8 protein-coding genes are annotated in these 17,785 nt (G+C 73.6%); 4 read left to right on the top strand and 4 right to left on the bottom strand.

Annotated elements, in window-relative coordinates; translation table 11 throughout:
- Positions 1-336 precede the first annotated feature (336 nt).
- The gene (locus ACFW1A_RS10135; RefSeq protein WP_380407060.1) at positions 337-630 is read right to left on the bottom strand and encodes a hypothetical protein; all 294 of its coding nucleotides are present in this window, start codon (positions 628-630) and stop codon (positions 337-339) included.
- Positions 631-637: 7 nt separating this feature from the next.
- On the bottom strand, positions 638-793 hold the full coding sequence (locus tag ACFW1A_RS10140; RefSeq protein ID WP_380407062.1) for a hypothetical protein: 156 nt from the start codon (positions 791-793) through the stop codon (positions 638-640).
- A 361-nt stretch (positions 794-1,154) separates the two neighbouring features.
- Between ACFW1A_RS10140 and ACFW1A_RS10145 the strand changes: the two genes are divergently transcribed.
- Together ACFW1A_RS10145 and ACFW1A_RS10150 are read left to right on the top strand one after the other, a co-directional pair.
- Positions 1,155-2,126, top strand: a complete 972-nt coding sequence (locus tag ACFW1A_RS10145; protein ID WP_380407064.1) for a LuxR C-terminal-related transcriptional regulator — start codon at positions 1,155-1,157, stop codon at positions 2,124-2,126.
- Between the two features lie 94 nt (positions 2,127-2,220).
- The gene (locus ACFW1A_RS10150; RefSeq protein WP_380407066.1) at positions 2,221-2,964 is read left to right on the top strand and encodes a PIG-L deacetylase family protein; all 744 of its coding nucleotides are present in this window, start codon (positions 2,221-2,223) and stop codon (positions 2,962-2,964) included.
- 7 nt (positions 2,965-2,971) lie between these two features.
- Here the strand turns inward: ACFW1A_RS10150 and ACFW1A_RS10155 are convergent, their stop codons facing one another.
- Both ACFW1A_RS10155 and ACFW1A_RS10160 read right to left on the bottom strand, forming a co-directional pair.
- Positions 2,972-3,541, bottom strand: coding sequence for a GNAT family N-acetyltransferase (locus tag ACFW1A_RS10155; protein ID WP_380407068.1), 570 nt, complete (start codon positions 3,539-3,541; stop codon positions 2,972-2,974).
- Between the two features lie 178 nt (positions 3,542-3,719).
- On the bottom strand, positions 3,720-5,300 hold the full coding sequence (locus tag ACFW1A_RS10160; protein ID WP_380407070.1) for an MFS transporter: 1,581 nt from the start codon (positions 5,298-5,300) through the stop codon (positions 3,720-3,722).
- Between the two features lie 345 nt (positions 5,301-5,645).
- On the opposite strand from ACFW1A_RS10160, the gene ACFW1A_RS10165 reads away from it, so the two are divergent.
- Positions 5,646-16,034 carry an SDR family NAD(P)-dependent oxidoreductase gene (locus ACFW1A_RS10165; protein ID WP_380407072.1) on the top strand — a complete coding sequence of 3,463 codons (10,389 nt, stop codon included), beginning with the start codon at positions 5,646-5,648 and terminating at the stop codon, positions 16,032-16,034.
- A 20-nt stretch (positions 16,035-16,054) separates the two neighbouring features.
- The coding region (locus ACFW1A_RS10170; protein WP_380407074.1) for a type I polyketide synthase at positions 16,055-17,785 on the top strand (1,731 nt) is incomplete at its 3' end.

Here is a 17,785-nt window from a genome sequence, read left to right on the forward strand (position 1 = left end):
GCAAACGGGTCGACCGCGTCCCTGGTGCCACGGGGACCGTCCTTCGACGAGCCCCGTCAACGCTGCCGCAGGTTAGCCCGCGCAAGAGCCACTTCGAAAGCGTGTCGTACTGCGTCACCTCGGCTTTTCCGGTTTTCCCAGTGGCGTCGCCGCGGTCCGGCGGTGCCCGATCGATCGGCGCTGACCTGCGCGGATCCGGCACCGGGGGTGTGGTGGGGACGGTGCGGCGGCGAACCGGTCCGGCGGGCGGGGTCGGCAGCGGGTGTCGACCGGGTGCGCGAAGTGGAGGAACCGTGTACGGTCGGCCGTTCCCCCGGCAGGCCGACCGCGCCGCGGTCAGCTCAGGTCGGAGAGGTTCGGATCGACCACCCCACTGGTCGTCAGTTGCCACAGCAGCAACTCCGGTAACGCGAGGGCCCGTAAGCAGAGTGCGCGGGCCACCACCTCGGCGGTCCGCGCACTGGTGGCCAGGAGGAACACGGCCAGGTCGATCCGGCCGGGCCCACAGAGCACCCGCAGGTGCTCCACCCGGTCGCCGGATTCTGTCAGCGAGGCGAGAGTTTCGGTCAGCCTTGCCGGATCCGGGAAATCGGTCCCCGGACCGTGCAGCTGAAGGACAATCAGGTACATGGCTCCATCAAGGGGTCTGGCGTACTCCGTAGCCCCAGCCGAACCCGTCACCGGCCAGTACCGAGGTCGGGCCGTGCTCCCGGGAGTGCGAGCCGGCCGAGACAGCGGCAGTGCCACCGACGGCGATCAGGACGACGAGCAGCAGGCGGGCGAATCGAGGCACAGCGGACTCCACGCTTCGTCGAAGGAATCGGATCGAGAAGGGAAGCGAGAAGGGGAATTGTCGGACATTCCGCCCCGGGGAAGCTCTCCTCCGATGTGATCAGCCTGACCGACGTGGCGCGAACTGTCAGCAGGCGACGCCTGGCACGAACGTGTCTGGCACCATGGGGTCACGATGACCTTGGTCTGCACCGGCCGCTCCGATCCGGGCGCCGTCCGGTGCGCACCTGCCGGAGCCGCCGCGCCCAGCAGAGCCGGGCGCCGAGCCAGACCCTTGTCGCGCCTGCGGCGGGCGGGAACAATGTGGCTGTCCGACCCGTCCGCAGTCCACGGAGAGAGCAGCGGTCGGTCAGGGGGAAGACGTGCTGGAACTGCTCGGGGTGTCACAACAGGCGGAGGCGGTCTACCGGGCGATGCTCGGTCAGCCCGGCCACGGTGTCGAGGAGTTGGCCGGTGACACGGGGCTGGCCCTGGCCTCCGTCCGGCTCGCGCTGAACGAACTGGCCGACCTGGCGCTGCTGCGCCCGTCGGCCCACCAGGGCGAGATGCGCCCGGTGAGCCCGCAGGTCGGCCTGGCCGCGCTGCTGGCCGCCGCCGAGGCGGAAGCGGCCATCCGGCAGGCCCAACTGGAGGCGACCCGGGCCGCGATCGCCTCGATCGCCGCCGAGCACGAGGTCGGCCGCGGCGGCGAGGCGGGCCACCGGTTGGAGGGCCTGGACAAGGTCCGGATCCGGCTGGAGGAACTGCAGCAGCTCACCGAGACCGAGTGCCTCTCGCTCAACCCGGGCGGCGCCCACCTGCCGGACGCCCGGGACGCGGCCAAGCCGCTCAACCAGCAGGCGCTGGAACGGGGCGTGGTGATCCGGGCGGTCTGCCGGGAGAGCTTCCGCAACGACGCCGACACGCTGGCCTACGCCCGCTGGATGACCAGCATGGGCGGTCAGATGCGGACCGTGCCCTCGGTCCCTATGCCGCTGGTGATCGTGGACCGCAAGGTGGCGATCCTGCCGCTGGACCCGACGGACGCCCGGGTCGGCGCCCTGGAGGTGCACAGCCCCGGGGTGCTGGCCGCGGTCTGCGCGCTGTTCGAGCAGATCTGGGCCGCCGGCACCCCGTTCGGACAGAGTGCGCCGGTGGACGCGCACGGCTGCACCCCGATGGAGCGCAAGCTGCTGGAGATCATCGCCCAGGGCCAGACCGACGAGGTGGCCGCCCGCAGCCTGGGCATCTCGCTGCGCACGGTGCGCCGGATGATGGCCGACCTGATGGTCCGGTTGGACGCGATGAGCCGGTTCCAGGCAGGGGTGAACGCCACCAAGCGGGGCTGGCTCTGACCGGCGGTGCGGCGTGGTAAGACGGAGCAGGTGATCATCCGTCACTTCTCCATCACCACTTCGGACCCCGTCCGCCACCGCAGGGAGCCCCGCCGTGACCGAGTCGACCCCGACCCCGTTCCAGCCGCTCGACGAGGACTGGCAGCGCGCCCTCGCGGTGGTCGCGCACCCGGACGACATGGAGTACGGTGCGGCCGCCGCCGTGAAGCGCTGGACGGCGCAGGGCAAGCAGGTGGTCTACGCGATGGTGACCAGCGGCGAGGCCGGGATCGACGGGCTCGACCCGGCCGAGTGCGGACCGCTGCGCGAGGCCGAGCAGATCGCCTCGGCCGCCGTGGTCGGGGTGGAGACCGTGGAGTTCCTGCGCCACGCCGACGGCGTGCTGGAGTACGGGCTGCCGCTGCGCCGCGACATCGCCCGGCTGGTGCGCCGGTACCGCCCGGAGATCGTGATCACCACCAACTACCGGGAGACGTACGGCGGCACCTTCCCCAACCAGGCCGACCACATCGCGGCCGGCCGGGCCACCCTGGACGCGGTGCGCGACGCCGGCAACCGGTGGGTCTTCCGCGAGCTGATCGAGGAGGGGCACCAGCCCTGGGACGGGGTGCACCAGCTGTGGGCGGCCGGCTCCCCGGCGGGCGGGCACGCGGTCGACACCACCGAGCACTTCGAGGCCGGGGTCGCCTCGCTGGAGGCCCACGCCGCGTACCTGGCGGGGCTGGGCGGGCAGATGGCGGACGCCCGGTCCTTCCTGGAGTCGGTCAGCCGCCAGGCCGGGAGCCGACTGGGCACCCGGTTCGCGGCGGCCTTCGAGGTGGTGACACTGAAGTTCTGAGTGCTGGTCAGCCGGTGCGGTGGGCGGGGTCGGCGGTTTCGGTGCGGGCGGTGCGGTGGGCGGGGTCGGCGGTTTCGTTGCGGTCGGTGGCGGGCGCGTCCAGGGCGAAGACCGTGATCCGGTGCCCCATCAGCTCGTCCTGGCGCAGCTCGGTGAAGCCGAGGCGACGGGCGACGGCCTCCGAGCCCTCGTTGCCGTGGGCGATCATCGCCGTGATCCGGGACAGGCCGAGCCCGCCGAAGCCCCAGTCCAGTACCGCCCGGGCCGCCTCGGTGGCGTAGCCCCGCCCCCAGTGCGCCCGGGCGAGGGTCCAGCCGACCTCGGTCTCGTCGAACTGCTCCCACCAGTTGAGCCCGCACCGGCCGATCCGCTCGCCCGTGGCCAGCAGCTCCACCGCGCAGAGCCCGTGCCCCCGACCGGCCCACTGGTCGGCGATGCCCGCCAGCCGCGCCTCGGCCTGCTCGGTGGTGTAGGCGCCCACGAAGCGGTTCACCTCGGGGTCGGCGTGCAGCTGCACCCACCAGTCGGTGTCGGCGGTGGAGAGCGGTACCAGGCGCAGGCGTTGAGTGGTGATCATGAACCCACCCTAGTCGTGGCCGTGGCCGTGGCCGTGGCCGTGGCCGTGTGCGTGCCCGTGTCCGCGGGCACGGGCACGGGCACGGTGGCCGGTGCGGGAACGTGGGAGCGCCCCCGTCCAGGAGGACCTGGGCGGGGGCGCTGAGGGTGGGTGAGGGGAGGGGCCGCTCGACGGAGGGTCAGACCGCCGGCTCGGCGGCCAGGCTGGTCTCCATCGGCGGCGCGGCGGGCGGCTCCGGGAAGCCGGCCAGCACGGGGGTGCGGCGCAGGTAGAAGCCGAAGAACAGGGCGAGGGCCGCCACCCCGACCACACCGACGATCGCGGTGAGGTTGAGGCCGTTCACGAAGGCGGTCCTGCCCGCGCTGATCAGGGTCTGGCCGGCGCTCGGCGGCAGCTGGGCCGCGACCGCCGTGGTGCCGCCGAGGGTGTCGTGCGCGGCGTGCAGCGCCGTGGTGTCCAGGCCCGGGGCGGTCACGTTCGCCATCTGCTTGTGGAAGACGGCGGCGGCGATCGAACCCAGGGTGGCGACACCGAGCGCGGCACCGAACTCGCTGAACGTCTCGGAGACCGCGACCGCCGAACCCGCCCGCTCCGGCGGGGCCGAGGTGACCACGATCTCGTTGATGATCTGCTTGGAGGCGACCAGGCCCGCGCCGACACCGGCGGAGCCGGCCAGCACCAGCCAGACGCCGGAGCTGGTGTGCACCTGGGTCAGGAAGCCGAAGCCGACGGCGACCACGGCCATGGCACCCGCCAGCAGGTTGCCCGGCTTGACCTTGTGCGCCAGCGGTGCGATCACACCGGTGGCACCGCCGACCACCGGACTGACGGCCAGCGACCAGAGCGCCGCCTTCAGTGCCGAGTAGCCCAGCACCAGCTGCAGGAACTGGTTGGTGAGCAGGCTGGCACCGGCGAAGGCGAGCATCACCAGCAGGTTGATGACGACACCGCCGCTGAAACCGCGCGCCTTGAAGAGCGAGAGGTCGATCAGCGGGCTGTCGGTGGAGCGCTGGCGGAGCAGGAAGGCGATGAAGAAGATCGCGCCGGCGATCAGCGCGACGAGCGGAGTCACGCTGTAGCCGTTGACCGCCAGCTCCTTGATGCCCCAGATGAGGGGCAGGATGGCGGCCAGCGAGAGCAGCACGCCCAGCACGTCCAGGCGGCCGTGCGAGGGGTTGCTGAACTCCGGCAGCACGAGGGGCGCCAGGATCAGCAGCAGCAGCATGACGGGGACGTTGATCAGGAACACCGAGCCCCACCAGAAGTGACCCAGCAGCAGACCGCCCAGGATCGGGCCGATCGCCGCGCCACCGCTGATGGTGCCGCTGAAGGCGGCGATCGCGGTCTTGCGCTCCTTGGGGTTGTGGAACATGTTGCTGATGAGGGCGAGCGCGGTGGGCGTCAGGATCGCACCACCGACACCCAGCAGGGCACGCGAACCGATCAGCATCCCGGGGCTGGAGGAGTACGCCGAGCAGACCGAGGCGATGCCGAAGACCGTGGCCCCGATCATCAGCATCCGCCGCCGGCCGAACTTGTCGCCCAGCCAACCCATGGTGATCATGAGACCCGCCAGCCCGAAGGCGTAGATGTCCATGATCCACAACTGCTGCGTGCCGCTCGGCTTCAGAGCCTCGCTGATAGGCGGCAGCGCAAAGTACAGGACGCCGATATCAATCGTGATAAGCAGGCTGCCCAGGACGAGTACGGAGAGGCCGATCCACTCTCTCGTGCCGGCTTTGGTCTTGACATCAGTCATGTCTCAAAACCCTACAGATGTCGCGTACTCGTCGGACTGGTCCGGACGGTGGAACAGGGGTCGGGAAACCCCCCTATAGGGGTCCGCCCCCGGGGTGGCCAAGCCCAGGGGTGACGGGAGTTGGCTCTGGGGTCGACCCTGCGCCCTCCGGCTCCTAGCGTCAAGGTGCTGGAATTCGAGCACATATATGACCCGGCTTCAGTGCGGCCGGCGGACAGAACTTCGCGCCTTTTCCGGATCTCGCCTTTCCGGGGTCCGGAAGCGGGTTTATCCAGGGCCCCGACGCTGCCGACTCGAGACTGCTGACGACCGAGCTTCCGGACGATGGACAAGGGGTGACCCGCAGTGGGTGCAGAAGGTAACGAGGAAAAGCTTCTCGGATACCTCCGGCGAGCGACCGCGGACCTGCGCGAGGCCCGGAAGAAGCTGGCCGAGGCCGAGGCCCGACCGGCTGTCGCGGACGCCGAACCGATCGCCATCGTGGGCATGGCCTGCCGCTACCCGGGCGGGGTGACCAGCCCCGAGGAGCTCTGGGAGCTGGCACTGGCCGGCACCGACGCGGTCTCCGCCTTCCCCACCGACCGCGGTTGGGACATCGAGGGGGTCTACGACCCCGAGCCCGGCCGGACCGGCAAGACCTACTCGCGGCAGGGCGGGTTCCTCTACGACGCGGGGGACTTCGACCCCGCCTTCTTCGGCATCAGCCCGAACGACGCGCTGCACATGGACGTGCAGCAGCGGCTGCTGCTGGAGGTCGCCTGGGAGGCGCTGGAGCGGGCCGGTATCGACCCCACCGCGCTCAAGGGCAGCCGGACCGGCGTCTACGCGGGCGTGATGTACCACGACTACGGCCAGGGCACCGTGGTGGCAGGGTCGATGGGCGGCAGCCTGGTCTCCGGCCGGGTCTCCTACACCCTGGGCCTGGAGGGCCCGGCGCTGACCGTGGACACCGCCTGCTCGGCCTCGCTGGTCGGCCTGCACCTGGCGGTGCGGGCGCTGCAGGCCCGCGAGTGCGGGCTGGCCCTGGCGGGCGGCGTCGCGGTGATGTCCACCCCGGACACCTTCATCGAGTTCAGCCGCCAGCGCGGCCTCTCCCCGGACGGGCGGTGCAAGTCCTTCGCCGCGGCCGCCGACGGGACCGGCTGGGCCGAGGGCGTCGGCATGCTGGCGCTGGAGCGGCTCTCCGACGCGCGGAAGAACGGCCACCCGGTGCTGGCCGTGGTGCGCGGCAGCGCGGTCAACTCGGACGGTGCGAGCAGCGCGCTGATGGCACCGAACGGCCCCTCGCAGCAGCGGGTGATCAAGCAGGCGCTGGAGTCGGCCGGGCTGACCTCGGCGGACGTCGACGTGGTCGAGGCGCACGGGACCGGCACCAAGCTGGGCGACCCGATCGAGGCGCAGGCCGTGATCGCCACCTATGGGCAGGGCCGCCCGGCGGACCGGCCGCTCTGGCTGGGCTCGCTGAAGTCCAACTTCGGCCACTCGCAGGCGGCGGCCGGCGTCGGTGGCGTGATCAAGATGGTGATGTCGATCCGGGACGGGCGGCTGGCCCGCACCCTGAACGTGGACCGGCCCACCCCGCACGTGGACTGGTCGGCCGGCGCGGTCGAGCTGCTGACGGAGGGTCGGGACTGGCCGGCGGTGGACCGGCCGCGCCGGGCCGGCGTCTCGTCCTTCGGGTTCAGCGGGACCAATGCGCACGTGATCATCGAGGAGGCGCCGGCCGAGGTCGGGGCTGGGGACGGGGTCGGGGCTGGGGCTGGGGGCGAGGGCGAGCCGGCGGCGCTGGAGGGCCCCGGGTTGCCGGTTGTGCCGCTGGTGGTGACCGCGCAGAGCGCGGACGCGCTGCGGGCACAGGCGGCCCGGCTGGTCGCGTGGCTGGCGCAGCAGCCGGAGCCGGGGCTGCTGGACGTGGCGTACTCGCTGGCCACGGGCCGGGCTGCGCTGGAGCAGCGCGCGGTGGTGGTGGCGGGGGACCGCGAGGCCGCGCTGGCCGGGCTCACGGCGGTGGCCGAGGGGCGCACCGCCGGGACCGTGGCCAAGGCGGACGGGCTGACGGCGTTCCTGTTCACGGGGCAGGGGTCGCAGCGTGTGGGGATGGGTCGTGAGTTGGCGGCGGCGTTCCCGGTGTTTGCGGCGGCGTGGGCGGAGGTGGCGGCGGCGATCGGGATGGAGCTGCCGTTGGACGATGGGGAGTTGCTGAATCGGACGGAGTTCGCGCAGCCGGCGATCTTCGCGTTTGAGGTGGCGCTGTTCCGGTTGCTGGAGAGCTGGGGTGTGAGGCCGGACTATCTGGCCGGGCACTCCATCGGTGAGATCGCCGCGGCGCACGTGGCCGGTGTCTTCTCGCTGGCGGATGCGGCGAAGCTGGTCACCGAGCGCGGTCGGCTGATGCAGGCGCTGCCGGCGGGTGGCGCGATGCTCGCTGTGGAGGCCACGGAGGAGGAGGTCACCGGGCTCGGGGTGGACATCGCCGCGGTGAACGGTGCGCGTGCGGTGGTGCTGTCCGGCCCGGAGGCGGAGATCGACCGGGTCGCGGAGCACTTTGCCGACCGTCGGACCAAGCGCCTGACGGTCTCCCACGCCTTCCACTCCTCGCTGATGGATCCGATGCTTGACGAGTTCCGTTCGGTGGTCAATGGGTTGACGATCAATCAACCCTTGATCCCTCTGGTCAATGATGTGGCGTCGGTGGACTACTGGGTCAACCATGTACGCGGCACGGTCCGGTTCGCTGACGCGTTGACCACACTGGCCAACCATGGAGTGACCCGGTTCCTGGAGGTCGGCCCGGACGCCGCACTGACCCCCATGCGCCTGGACGACCCCGACCTGCTCTTCCTGCCCACGACCCGCCGCGACCGCCCCGAGCCGACCGCCGTCCTCACCGCACTCGGCCAGTTGCACGCGCACGGAGTCAAGTTCAACTGGTCCGCGGTCCTCGCCGGCCGCGGCGCCCGGCGGGTCGACCTGCCGACCTACGCCTTCCAGCGCCGCCGCTTCTGGCTGGAGCAGCAGCCCGCCACCGGCGACGTCACCTCGGTCGGCCTGGACCCCGCCGACCATCCGCTGCTCGGCGCGGCGATCGCGCTCGCCGACAGCGGCGGCCACCTGTTCACCAGCCGCCTCTCGGTGCAGTCCCACCCCTGGCTGGCCGACCACGACACGCTGGGCTCGGTGCTGCTGCCGGGCACCGCCTTCGTCGAGCTCGCGCTGCGCGCGGGCCAGCAGGCGGGCTGCGACCTGCTGGAGGAGCTCACCCTGCAGGCACCCCTGCTGCTGCCCGCGCAGGGCGGCGTGCAGGTGCAGGTGCTGGTCGGGGCGGCCGACGAGTCCGGCAGCCACCCGGTCAGCATCCTGTCGCGCCGCGAGGGCCTGGACCTGCCGTGGACCCTGAACGCCGCCGGCAGCCTGGCCGCCGGCGCGCCCACCCCGGACTTCGAGCTGGCCGAGTGGCCGCCGGCCGGTGCCGAGCCGATCGAGGTGGCGGGCGCCTACGAGAAGCTGGCCGGTGGCGGTTGCTACGCCTACGGCCCCACCTTCCAGGGCCTGCAGGCCGCGTGGCGGCGCGGCAGCGAGGTCTTCGCGGAGGTGGTGCTGCCGAACGCGGCCGAGGCCGACGCGGGCAAGTACGGCCTGCACCCGGCCGCGCTGGACGCCTGCCTGCACGTCGCCCTGGTGGACGAGCAGGCGCCCGGGGCCGGCGAGATCGTGCTCCCGTTCGCCTGGGCCGGGGTCTCGCTGCACGCGGCCGGCGCCGCTGCGCTGCGGGTCCGGATCACCCCGGGCACCGGTGACAGCGTCGCGCTCGCGGTCGCCGACCAGAGCGGTCACCCGGTCCTCTCCGCCGCCTCGATGATCAGCCGTCCGGTCTCGCTGGACCAGCTGAGCGCCCCGCAGGCCGAGCCGGTCCACCAGCTCGGCTGGCAGCCGTTGGCCGACCGTCCGGCGGCGCCGGCCACGGTCGCCGTGCTCGGCACGGACGCGTACCCGGACCTGGCCGCGCTGCGCGCCGCCGTCGCGGACGGCGCCCCCGCACCCGAGGTGGTCCGCTGGACCAGTCCCGCGGGTGCGGGCGACGACCTGCCGGCCGCTGTCCGGACCCGGCTGGCCGAGGTGCTGGTGCTCGCCCAGGAGTGGTCCACCGCACCGGAGTTCGCCGCCTCCCGGCTCGTCGTGGTGACCAGCGGCGCGGTCGCCGTCGGCAGCGGCGGGGAGTCGCCGGACCTCGCGGTCGCCCCGGTCTGGGGCCTGGTGCGCGCCGCCCAGGCCGAGCACCCCGACCGGTTCGTGCTGGTGGACACCGACGGGCACCCCGACTCCACCGCCCTGCTGGACGTGGCGGCCGCCACCGGAGAGACTGAACTGGTCCTGCGCACGGGTGTGCTGCACTGCTCCCGACTGGTCCGCACGACCGACGAGCCGCAGGCCCCGGCGCTGGACCCGGTCGGCACCGTGCTGATCACCGGCGGCACCGGCGGCCTCGGCGCCCGGGTCGCCCGGCAGTTGGCCGAGCGCCACGGTGTGCGGCACCTGCTGCTGACCAGTCGGCGCGGTGCCGCCACCCCCGGCGCGGCCGAGCTGGTGGCCGAACTCGCCGAGCTCGGCGCGGTGGCGACGGTCGCCGCTTGCGACGTGGCCGACCGCGCGGCGGTGGCCGAGCTGCTCGCCGCCGTGCCCGCCGAGCACCCGCTGACCGGCGTGGTGCACTCCGCAGGGGTGCTGGACGACGGCCTGTTGGACGCCATGACCCCGGCACGGCTGGACGCCGTGCTCCGGCCGAAGGCCGACGCCGCCTGGCACCTGCACGAGCTGACGAAGGATCAGCAGCTCGGCCTGTTCGTGCTCTTCTCCTCCGCCGCCGGCAGCCTGGGGGCCGCCGGCCAGGCCAACTACGCGGCCGCCAACGTGTTCCTGGACGCGCTGGCCGCGCACCGCCGGGCCGTCGGCCTGGTCGGCCAGGCGCAGGCCTGGGGCCTGTGGGCCGAGGGTGGCATGGGCGAGCAGCTGGACGACGCGGACGTGCGCCGGCTCACCCGGCAGGGCTTCCCGCCGCTGGCCGCGTCCGAGGGCCTCGCGCTCTTCGATGCCGCGCTGACCGTGCCGGTGGCTGCCACCGTGCTGCTCCGGCTCGACCTGGCCGCACTGCGCGCGCTGGCGGTGGCCGGCACGGTGCAGCCGGTGCTGCGCGAGCTGGTCAAGGTCCCGGCCCGGCAGAGCGGTTCGGCGACCTCCGGTGGCGGCGCGGGCGCGCTGCGGACCCGGCTGGCGGGCCTCGGCGAGGCCGAGGCGGAGCGCGAGCTGCTGAGCCTGGTGCTGGACCAGGTGGCCAACGTGCTCGGCCACGCCTCCGGCGCCGAGGTCGAGCCGGACCGGGCCTTCCAGGAGCTGGGCTTCGACTCGCTGGCCGCGCTGGAGCTGCGCAACGCGCTCAACTCGGCCACCGGCCTGAAGCTTTCCGCCACCCTGACCTTCGACTACCCGACCTCGCTGGCGGTGGCCGGACACCTCAGGGAGAACCTGGCGGGTGCGGTCGCCGCCGTCGCGGCCACCCGGCCGGCCGTCACGCCGACCGACGACGAGCCGATCGCCATCATCGGCATGGCCTGCCGCTACCCCGGCGAGGTGAGCACCCCCGAGCAGCTCTGGCAGCTGGTCGCGGACGGCCGGGAGGCGATCACCGGCCTGCCCGCCAACCGCGGGTGGGACCTGGACGGCGGCTACGACCCCGAGCCCGGTACTCCCGGCAAGTACTACACCCGCGGCGGCGGCTACCTGATGGACGCCGGCCGGTTCGACGCCGGCTTCTTCGGGATCAGCCCCAACGAGGCACGCTCGATGGACCCGCAGCAGCGGCTGCTGCTGGAGACCACCTGGGAGGCCTTCGAGCGGGCGGGCATCGACCCGGGCAGCCTGAAGGGCTCGGCCACCGGCGTCTTCGCCGGGGTGATGTACCACGACTACGCGCTGAACAACGCGACCGGCTCGATCGCCTCCGGGCGCCTGTCGTACGTCTTCGGCCTGGAGGGCCCGGCCGTCACGGTGGACACCGCGTGCTCCTCGTCGCTGGTCGCGCTGCACCTGGCGGTGCAGGCGCTGCGCAGCGGCGAGTGCTCGCTGGCGCTGGCCGGCGGCGTGACCGTGATGGCCACGGCCGAGACGCTGGTCGACTTCAGCCAGCAGCGCGGCCTGTCGCCCGACGGCCGGTGCCGCTCCTTCGCCACCTCCGCCGACGGCACCGGGTTCTCCGAAGGCGCGGGCATGCTGCTGGTCGAGCGGCTGTCGGACGCGCGGCGCAACGGTCACCCGGTGCTGGCCGTGGTGCGGGGCTCCGCGATCAACCAGGACGGCGCGTCCAACGGCCTGACCGCGCCGAACGGTCCGGCGCAGCAGCGGGTGATCCGGCAGGCGCTGGCCAACGCCGGCCTGACGGTGGACCAGATCGACGCGGTGGAGGCGCACGGCACCGGGACGGTGCTGGGCGACCCGATCGAGGCGCAGGCGCTGCTCGCCACGTACGGCCAGGAACGCGGTGCGGCCGGGCCGCTGCTGCTCGGTTCGATCAAGTCGAACATGGGGCACACCCAGGCGGCGGCGGGCGTGGCCGGGATCATCAAGATGGTCCAGGCGATGGAGCACGGCGTGCTGCCGATGACGCTGCACGTGGATGCGCCGTCGTCGAAGGTCGACTGGTCGGCGGGGGCGGTGGAGCTGCTCACCGAGGCCCGGGCATGGCCGACCGTGGACCGGCCGCGCCGGGCGGGCATCTCCTCGTTCGGGCTGAGCGGTACCAACGCGCACGTGATCATCGAGCAGGCGACGGAGCCGGTCACGGAGCCGGTCACGGCCGAGGTGCCGGCCGATGGCGCCGCGCAGCCGCTGGTGGTGCCGTGGCTGCTGTCCGCCCGTACGCCCGAGGCGCTGCGCGAGCAGGCGGCACGGCTGCGGACGTGGGTGGCCGACCGACCCGAGCTGCGTCCGCTGGACGTGGCGTACACGCTGGCCGCCTCGCGCGCGTCCTTCGAGCACCGCGCGGCCGTCGTGGTGGCGGGCGAGCCCGATCAGGCGCTGCGCGAGCTGGCGGAGCTGGCGGGCGGAGCACGGAGCGGTGCGGTCCGGGGGACCGGGCGCACGGCGTTCCTGTTCACGGGTCAGGGGTCGCAGCGGGTGGGGATGGGTCGTGAGTTGGCGGCGGCGTTCCCGGTGTTCGCGGCGGCTTGGGCGGAGGTGACGGAGCACCTGGACCTCGGTGGTGAGGACCAGCTGCATCAGACGCAGTTCGCTCAGCCGGCGATCTTCGCGTTCGAGGTGGCGCTGTTCCGGTTGCTGGAGTCGTGGGGTGTGAGGCCGGACTATCTGGCCGGGCACTCGATCGGTGAGATCGCTGCGGCGCACGTGGCGGGGGTGTTCTCGCTGGCGGATGCGGCGAAGTTGGTCACCGAGCGCGGTCGGTTGATGCAGGCGTTGCCGGCGGGTGGCGCGATGCTCGCCGTGGAGGCCACGGAGGAGGAGGTCACCGGGCTGGGGGTGGACATTGCGGCGGTGAACGGTGCGCGTGCGGTGGTGCTGTCCGGCCCGGAGGCGGAGATTGACCGGGTGGCGGAGCACTTTGCCGACCGTCGGACCAAGCGTCTGACGGTGTCGCACGCGTTCCACTCGTCATTGATGGATCCGATGCTTGACGAGTTCCGTGCGGTGGTCAATGGGTTGACGATCAATCAACCCTTGATCCCTCTGGTCAATGATGTGGCGTCGGTGGAGTACTGGGTCAACCATGTACGCGGCACGGTCCGGTTCGCCGACGCGTTGACCACACTGGCCAACCATGGAGTGACCCGTTTCCTGGAGGTCGGCCCGGACGCCGCGCTGACCCCGATGGGCCTGGACGACCCAGCCCTGCTCTTCGTCGCCACCACCCGCCGGGACCGTCACGAGCCCGCCACCCTGCTCACCGCTCTCGGCGAGTTGCACGGGCGGGGCGGCAGCGTCGACTGGACGGCGTTCTTCGCCGGCACCGGCGCCCGGCGGGTGGACCTGCCGACCTACGCCTTCCAGCACCAGGAGTACTGGCTGACCCTGCCGAGTGCCACCGGCGAAGCGGCCGGGCTCGGCCAGGCCGGTGCCGGGCACCCGTTGCTCGGCGCGGCCCTGGAGCTGCCGGAGAGCGACGGCCTGGTGCTCACCGGTCGTCTCACCCCGGCGGCGCAGCCCTGGCTGGCCGAGCACGACCTGCTCGGCACCGCCACGCTGCCGCCGGCCGCCCTGGTCGAGCTGGCCCTGCACGCCGGCGCCCGGGTCGACCTCGGCACCCTGGCCGAGTTCACCGTGACCGCGCCGCTGCCGCTGCCCGATCAGGGCGCGCTGGCGGTGCAGGTCGCGGTGGGCGCCGCGGACCAGGACGGCGCGCGCCCGGTGAGCGTGCACGCCCGGGCCGACGAGGGTCCGTGGACCCGGTACGCGCACGGCCGGCTCACCGACGCGGAGCCGCAGGCCCCGGTCGAGCTGACCGTCTGGCCGCCCGCGGGCGCCGTCGCCGTCGACCCCGCCGAGCTGGCCGAGCGCCTGCGCACCCTGGGCCACGGCTACGGTCCCGCCTTCCAGGGCCTGACTGCCGCCTGGCAGCGAGGAGCGGAGTTCTACGCGGAGCTCGACCTGCCCGAGAACCTGGACGGCACCGCCTACGGGCTGCACCCCGCGCTGCTGGAGGCCGCCGTGCAGCCCGCGCTGCCGGCCGGTCCGGACGGCACCGCCGGGCCGCGCCTGGCCGCCGCCTGGTACGGCGTCCGTCTGCACACCGCGGGCGTCGGCGCACTGCGGCTGCGGCTGACCCCGGCCGAGGGCGAGGAGGGCCACCGGCTCGACCTGGCCGACAGCACCGGTCACCCCGTCGCCACGGTCGGCCGGCTGACCACCCGCCGGGTGACCGCGACCGAACTGGCCACCCCGGACGACCGGCACCTGTTCACCGTCGACTGGCGGTCCGTCAGCCCGGCCGCGGCGCGGAGCGAGGAGAGCTGGGCCGAGCTGGACAGCCTGGACGCTCTGCTCGCCGCCGAGGAGCTGCCGGCCCGGGTCCTCCACCGGGTCCCGACCAGCGCCGACCCGGACCTGCCCGCCGCTGTGTGGGCCACCACCGGCGCAGTGCTGGCCCTGCTCCAGGCCTGGCTGGCCGAGGAGCGGCTGGCCGGCACCACCCTGGTGCTGGCCACCCAGCAGGCCGTCGGCCGGTCCGGCGAGCCGGTCGCGCTCACCCAGGCGCCGGTCTGGGGCCTGGTCAGGTCCGCCCAGGCCGAGCACCCCGACCGGTTCGTGTTGGCCGACCTGGACGGCACCGAGCAGGCGCTCGCCACTCTGAAGACGGCCCTGCCCGCCGGCGAGACTGAACTGATGGTCCGTCAGAACCAGCTTTTGGTGCCCCGGCTGGTCCCGGCCGAGCCGGTCGCCACCGTCTGGGACGCCGAGGCCACGGTGCTGCTCACCGGCGCCGGCACCCCCGCCGGTGCGGCACTGGCCCGCCACCTGGTGGACCGGCAGGGCGTGCGCCACCTGCTGCTCACCGACGGCACCGCCGAGTTGGCCGCCGAACTCGCCGGACTGGGCGCCGAGGTGACCCGCACCGAGACCGATCCGGCCGACCCGCAGGCGCTGGCCGCGCTGCTGGCCGCGATCCCCGCAGGGCACCCGCTGGGCGCCGTGGTGCATGCGGCGAGCACCACCGACCACGGCCTGCTCACCGCCCTGACACCCAAGCAGTTCGACGCCGTGCTGCACCCGAAGGCCGACGCCGCTTGGCAGTTGCACGAGGCGACCAAGGACCTGCCGCTGACCGCCTTCGTGCTGATCTCCTCCGCCGCCGGGCTGCTGCACGGGGCCGGCGCGGCCAACTACGCTGCCGCCAGCACGTTCCTGGACGCGCTGGCCGCCCAGCGCAGCGCGCTGGGCCTGCCGGGCAGCTCGCTGGCGCTCGGCACCTGGGAGGCCGCCGAGCCGGACCAGGTGCTGCTGACCCGCACCGCCCGCCTCGGTCTGCCGGCGCTGACCGGCGAGGAGGGCCTGGCCGCCTTCGACGCCGTGCCCGCCGGGCCGGTGGTGGCGCTCGGGCTGGACCAGGCCACGCTGCGCTCCTTCGGCCCCGAACTGCCCGCGCTGCTGCGCGCGGTGGTCCGGGTGCCGGGAGGACGTCCGGCCGCCCGGGCGGAGCAGGACGGCGCCGCCGAGTTGCGCCGCCGGCTCGCCGGTCAGGCCACCGAGGCCGAGCGCGGCCGGGTGCTGCTCGAACTCGTCCGCACCCAGGTGGCCGCGGTCCTGGGGCACCCCTCTCTTGAGGCGGTGGAACCCGGAAGGGCCTTCCAGGAGCTGGGATTCGATTCCTACGCTGCGATCGAGCTGCGGAAGCGGCTCGGCTCGGCGACCGGGTTGGCCCTGCCCGCCACCCTGGTCTTCGACTACCCGACCTCGCGTGCGGTCAGCGACTACCTGACCGCGGCGATCGACCCGGCCGGGGCGGACACCACCGCTCCGGTGCTGGGCGAAGTCGACCGGCTGGACGCCGCCTTGGCGGCCTTCACGCCGGCCGGCGGCGAGGTCGCCAAGATCACCGCCCGGCTGGAGGCGCTGCTGCGCAGGTGGCAGGACCTGCACGGGGCGGACCCTGCTACCGACACCGAGGCCGACCTCGACGCGGCCACCGACGACGAGCTGTTCTCCCTGCTCGACGGCGAACTGGGCATCTGACGAGATTGGTTGAGGGACAGATGAGCAACGACGACAAGCTCCGGGACTACCTCAAGCGGGCCACCGCCGACCTGCAGCAGACCAAGCGCCGGCTGCGCGAGGTGGAGGCCGCCCGGCACGAGCCGATCGCCATCGTCGCGATGAGCTGCCGGTACCCGGGCGGGGTGAGCACGCCGGAGCAACTCTGGGAGCTGGTCGCCGAGGGCCGGGACGGGATCACCCTCTTCCCGGAGAACCGGGGTTGGGACACCGCCAACCTCTACGACCCGGAGCCGGCCACGCCGGGCAAGAGCTACGCCCGGGAGGGCGGGTTCCTGCACGGCGCCGGGGAGTTCGACGCCGACTTCTTCAAGATCAGCCCGCGCGAGGCCCGGGAGACCGACGCCCAGCAGCGCCTGATGCTGGAGACCGCCTGGGAGGTGATCGAGCGGGCCGGGATCGACCCGCTCTCGCTCAAGGGCAGCGACACCGGGGTCTTCGCCGGCGTGGTCTACCACGACTACGCGCTCGGCGGCGGCCCCGGCGGGCTGGCCAGCGTGGCCAGTGGCCGAGTGGCGTACGTGCTCGGCCTGGAGGGCCCGGCGGTCACCGTGGACACCGCCTGCTCCTCCTCCTTGGTCGCGCTGCACTGGGCGATCCAGGCGCTGCGCAGCGGCGAGTGCTCGCTGGCGCTGGCCGGTGGCGTCACCGTGATGGCCACCCCGGACTCCTTCGTCGGCTTCAGCCAGGACCGCGGGCTCTCCCCGGACGGGCGGTGCAAGTCCTTCGCGGCGGCGGCCGACGGCACCGGCTGGGGCGAGGGCATCGGCATGCTCCTGGTCGAGCGGCTGGCCGACGCGCGGCGCAACGGGCACCCGGTACTCGCGGTGGTGCGTGGCAGTGCGGTCAACTCCGACGGCGCGTCCAACGGCCTGACCGCGCCCAACGGTCCCTCGCAGCAGCGGGTGATCCGGGCCGCGCTGGCGGACGCGCAGCTGACGGCCGACCAGGTCGCCGTGGTCGAGGCGCACGGCACCGGGACGGTGCTGGGCGACCCGATCGAGGCCCAGGCCCTGCTGGCCACCTACGGCCAGGACCGGGCCGAGCCGCTGCTGCTGGGCTCGCTGAAGTCCAACATCGGCCACTCGCAGGCGGCGGCCGGCGTGGGCGGGATCATCAAGATGGTCCAGGCGATGCGGCACGAGCTGCTGCCGAAGACCCTGCACGTGGACGCGCCGACGCCGAAGGTGGACTGGGCGGCGGGCAGCATCGAACTGCTCACCGAAGCGGTCGCCTGGCCGGCCGGTGCGGAGCCGCGCCGCGCGGGCGTCTCGTCCTTCGGGCTGAGCGGGACCAACGCGCACGTGATCATCGAGGAGGCGCCGGCCGAGGCCGAGCCGGCGGCGGTGGACGGCCCCGGGCTGCCGGTGGTGCCGCTGCTGCTGGCCGCGCGCAGCCCGGAGGCGCTGGCCGAGCAGGCCGCCGCCCTCCGGGCGCACCTGGCGGACCGGCCCGCGCTGCGGCCCCTGGACGTGGCGTACTCGCTGGCCACGGGCCGGGCTGCGCTGGAGCACCGTGCGGTGGTGCTGGCGGGGGACCGCGAGGGCGCGCTGGCCGCTCTGGCCGAGGGGCGCGTCACCGGAACCCTGGCGAAGGACGGGCTGACGGCGTTCCTGTTCACGGGGCAGGGGTCGCAGCGGGTGGGGATGGGTCGTGAGTTGGCGGCGGCGTTCCCGGTGTTTGCGGCGGCGTGGGCGGAGGTGGCGGCGGCG

This window comes from Kitasatospora sp. NPDC058965 (assembly GCF_042741245.1).
GTDB lineage: Bacteria > Actinomycetota > Actinomycetes > Streptomycetales > Streptomycetaceae > Kitasatospora.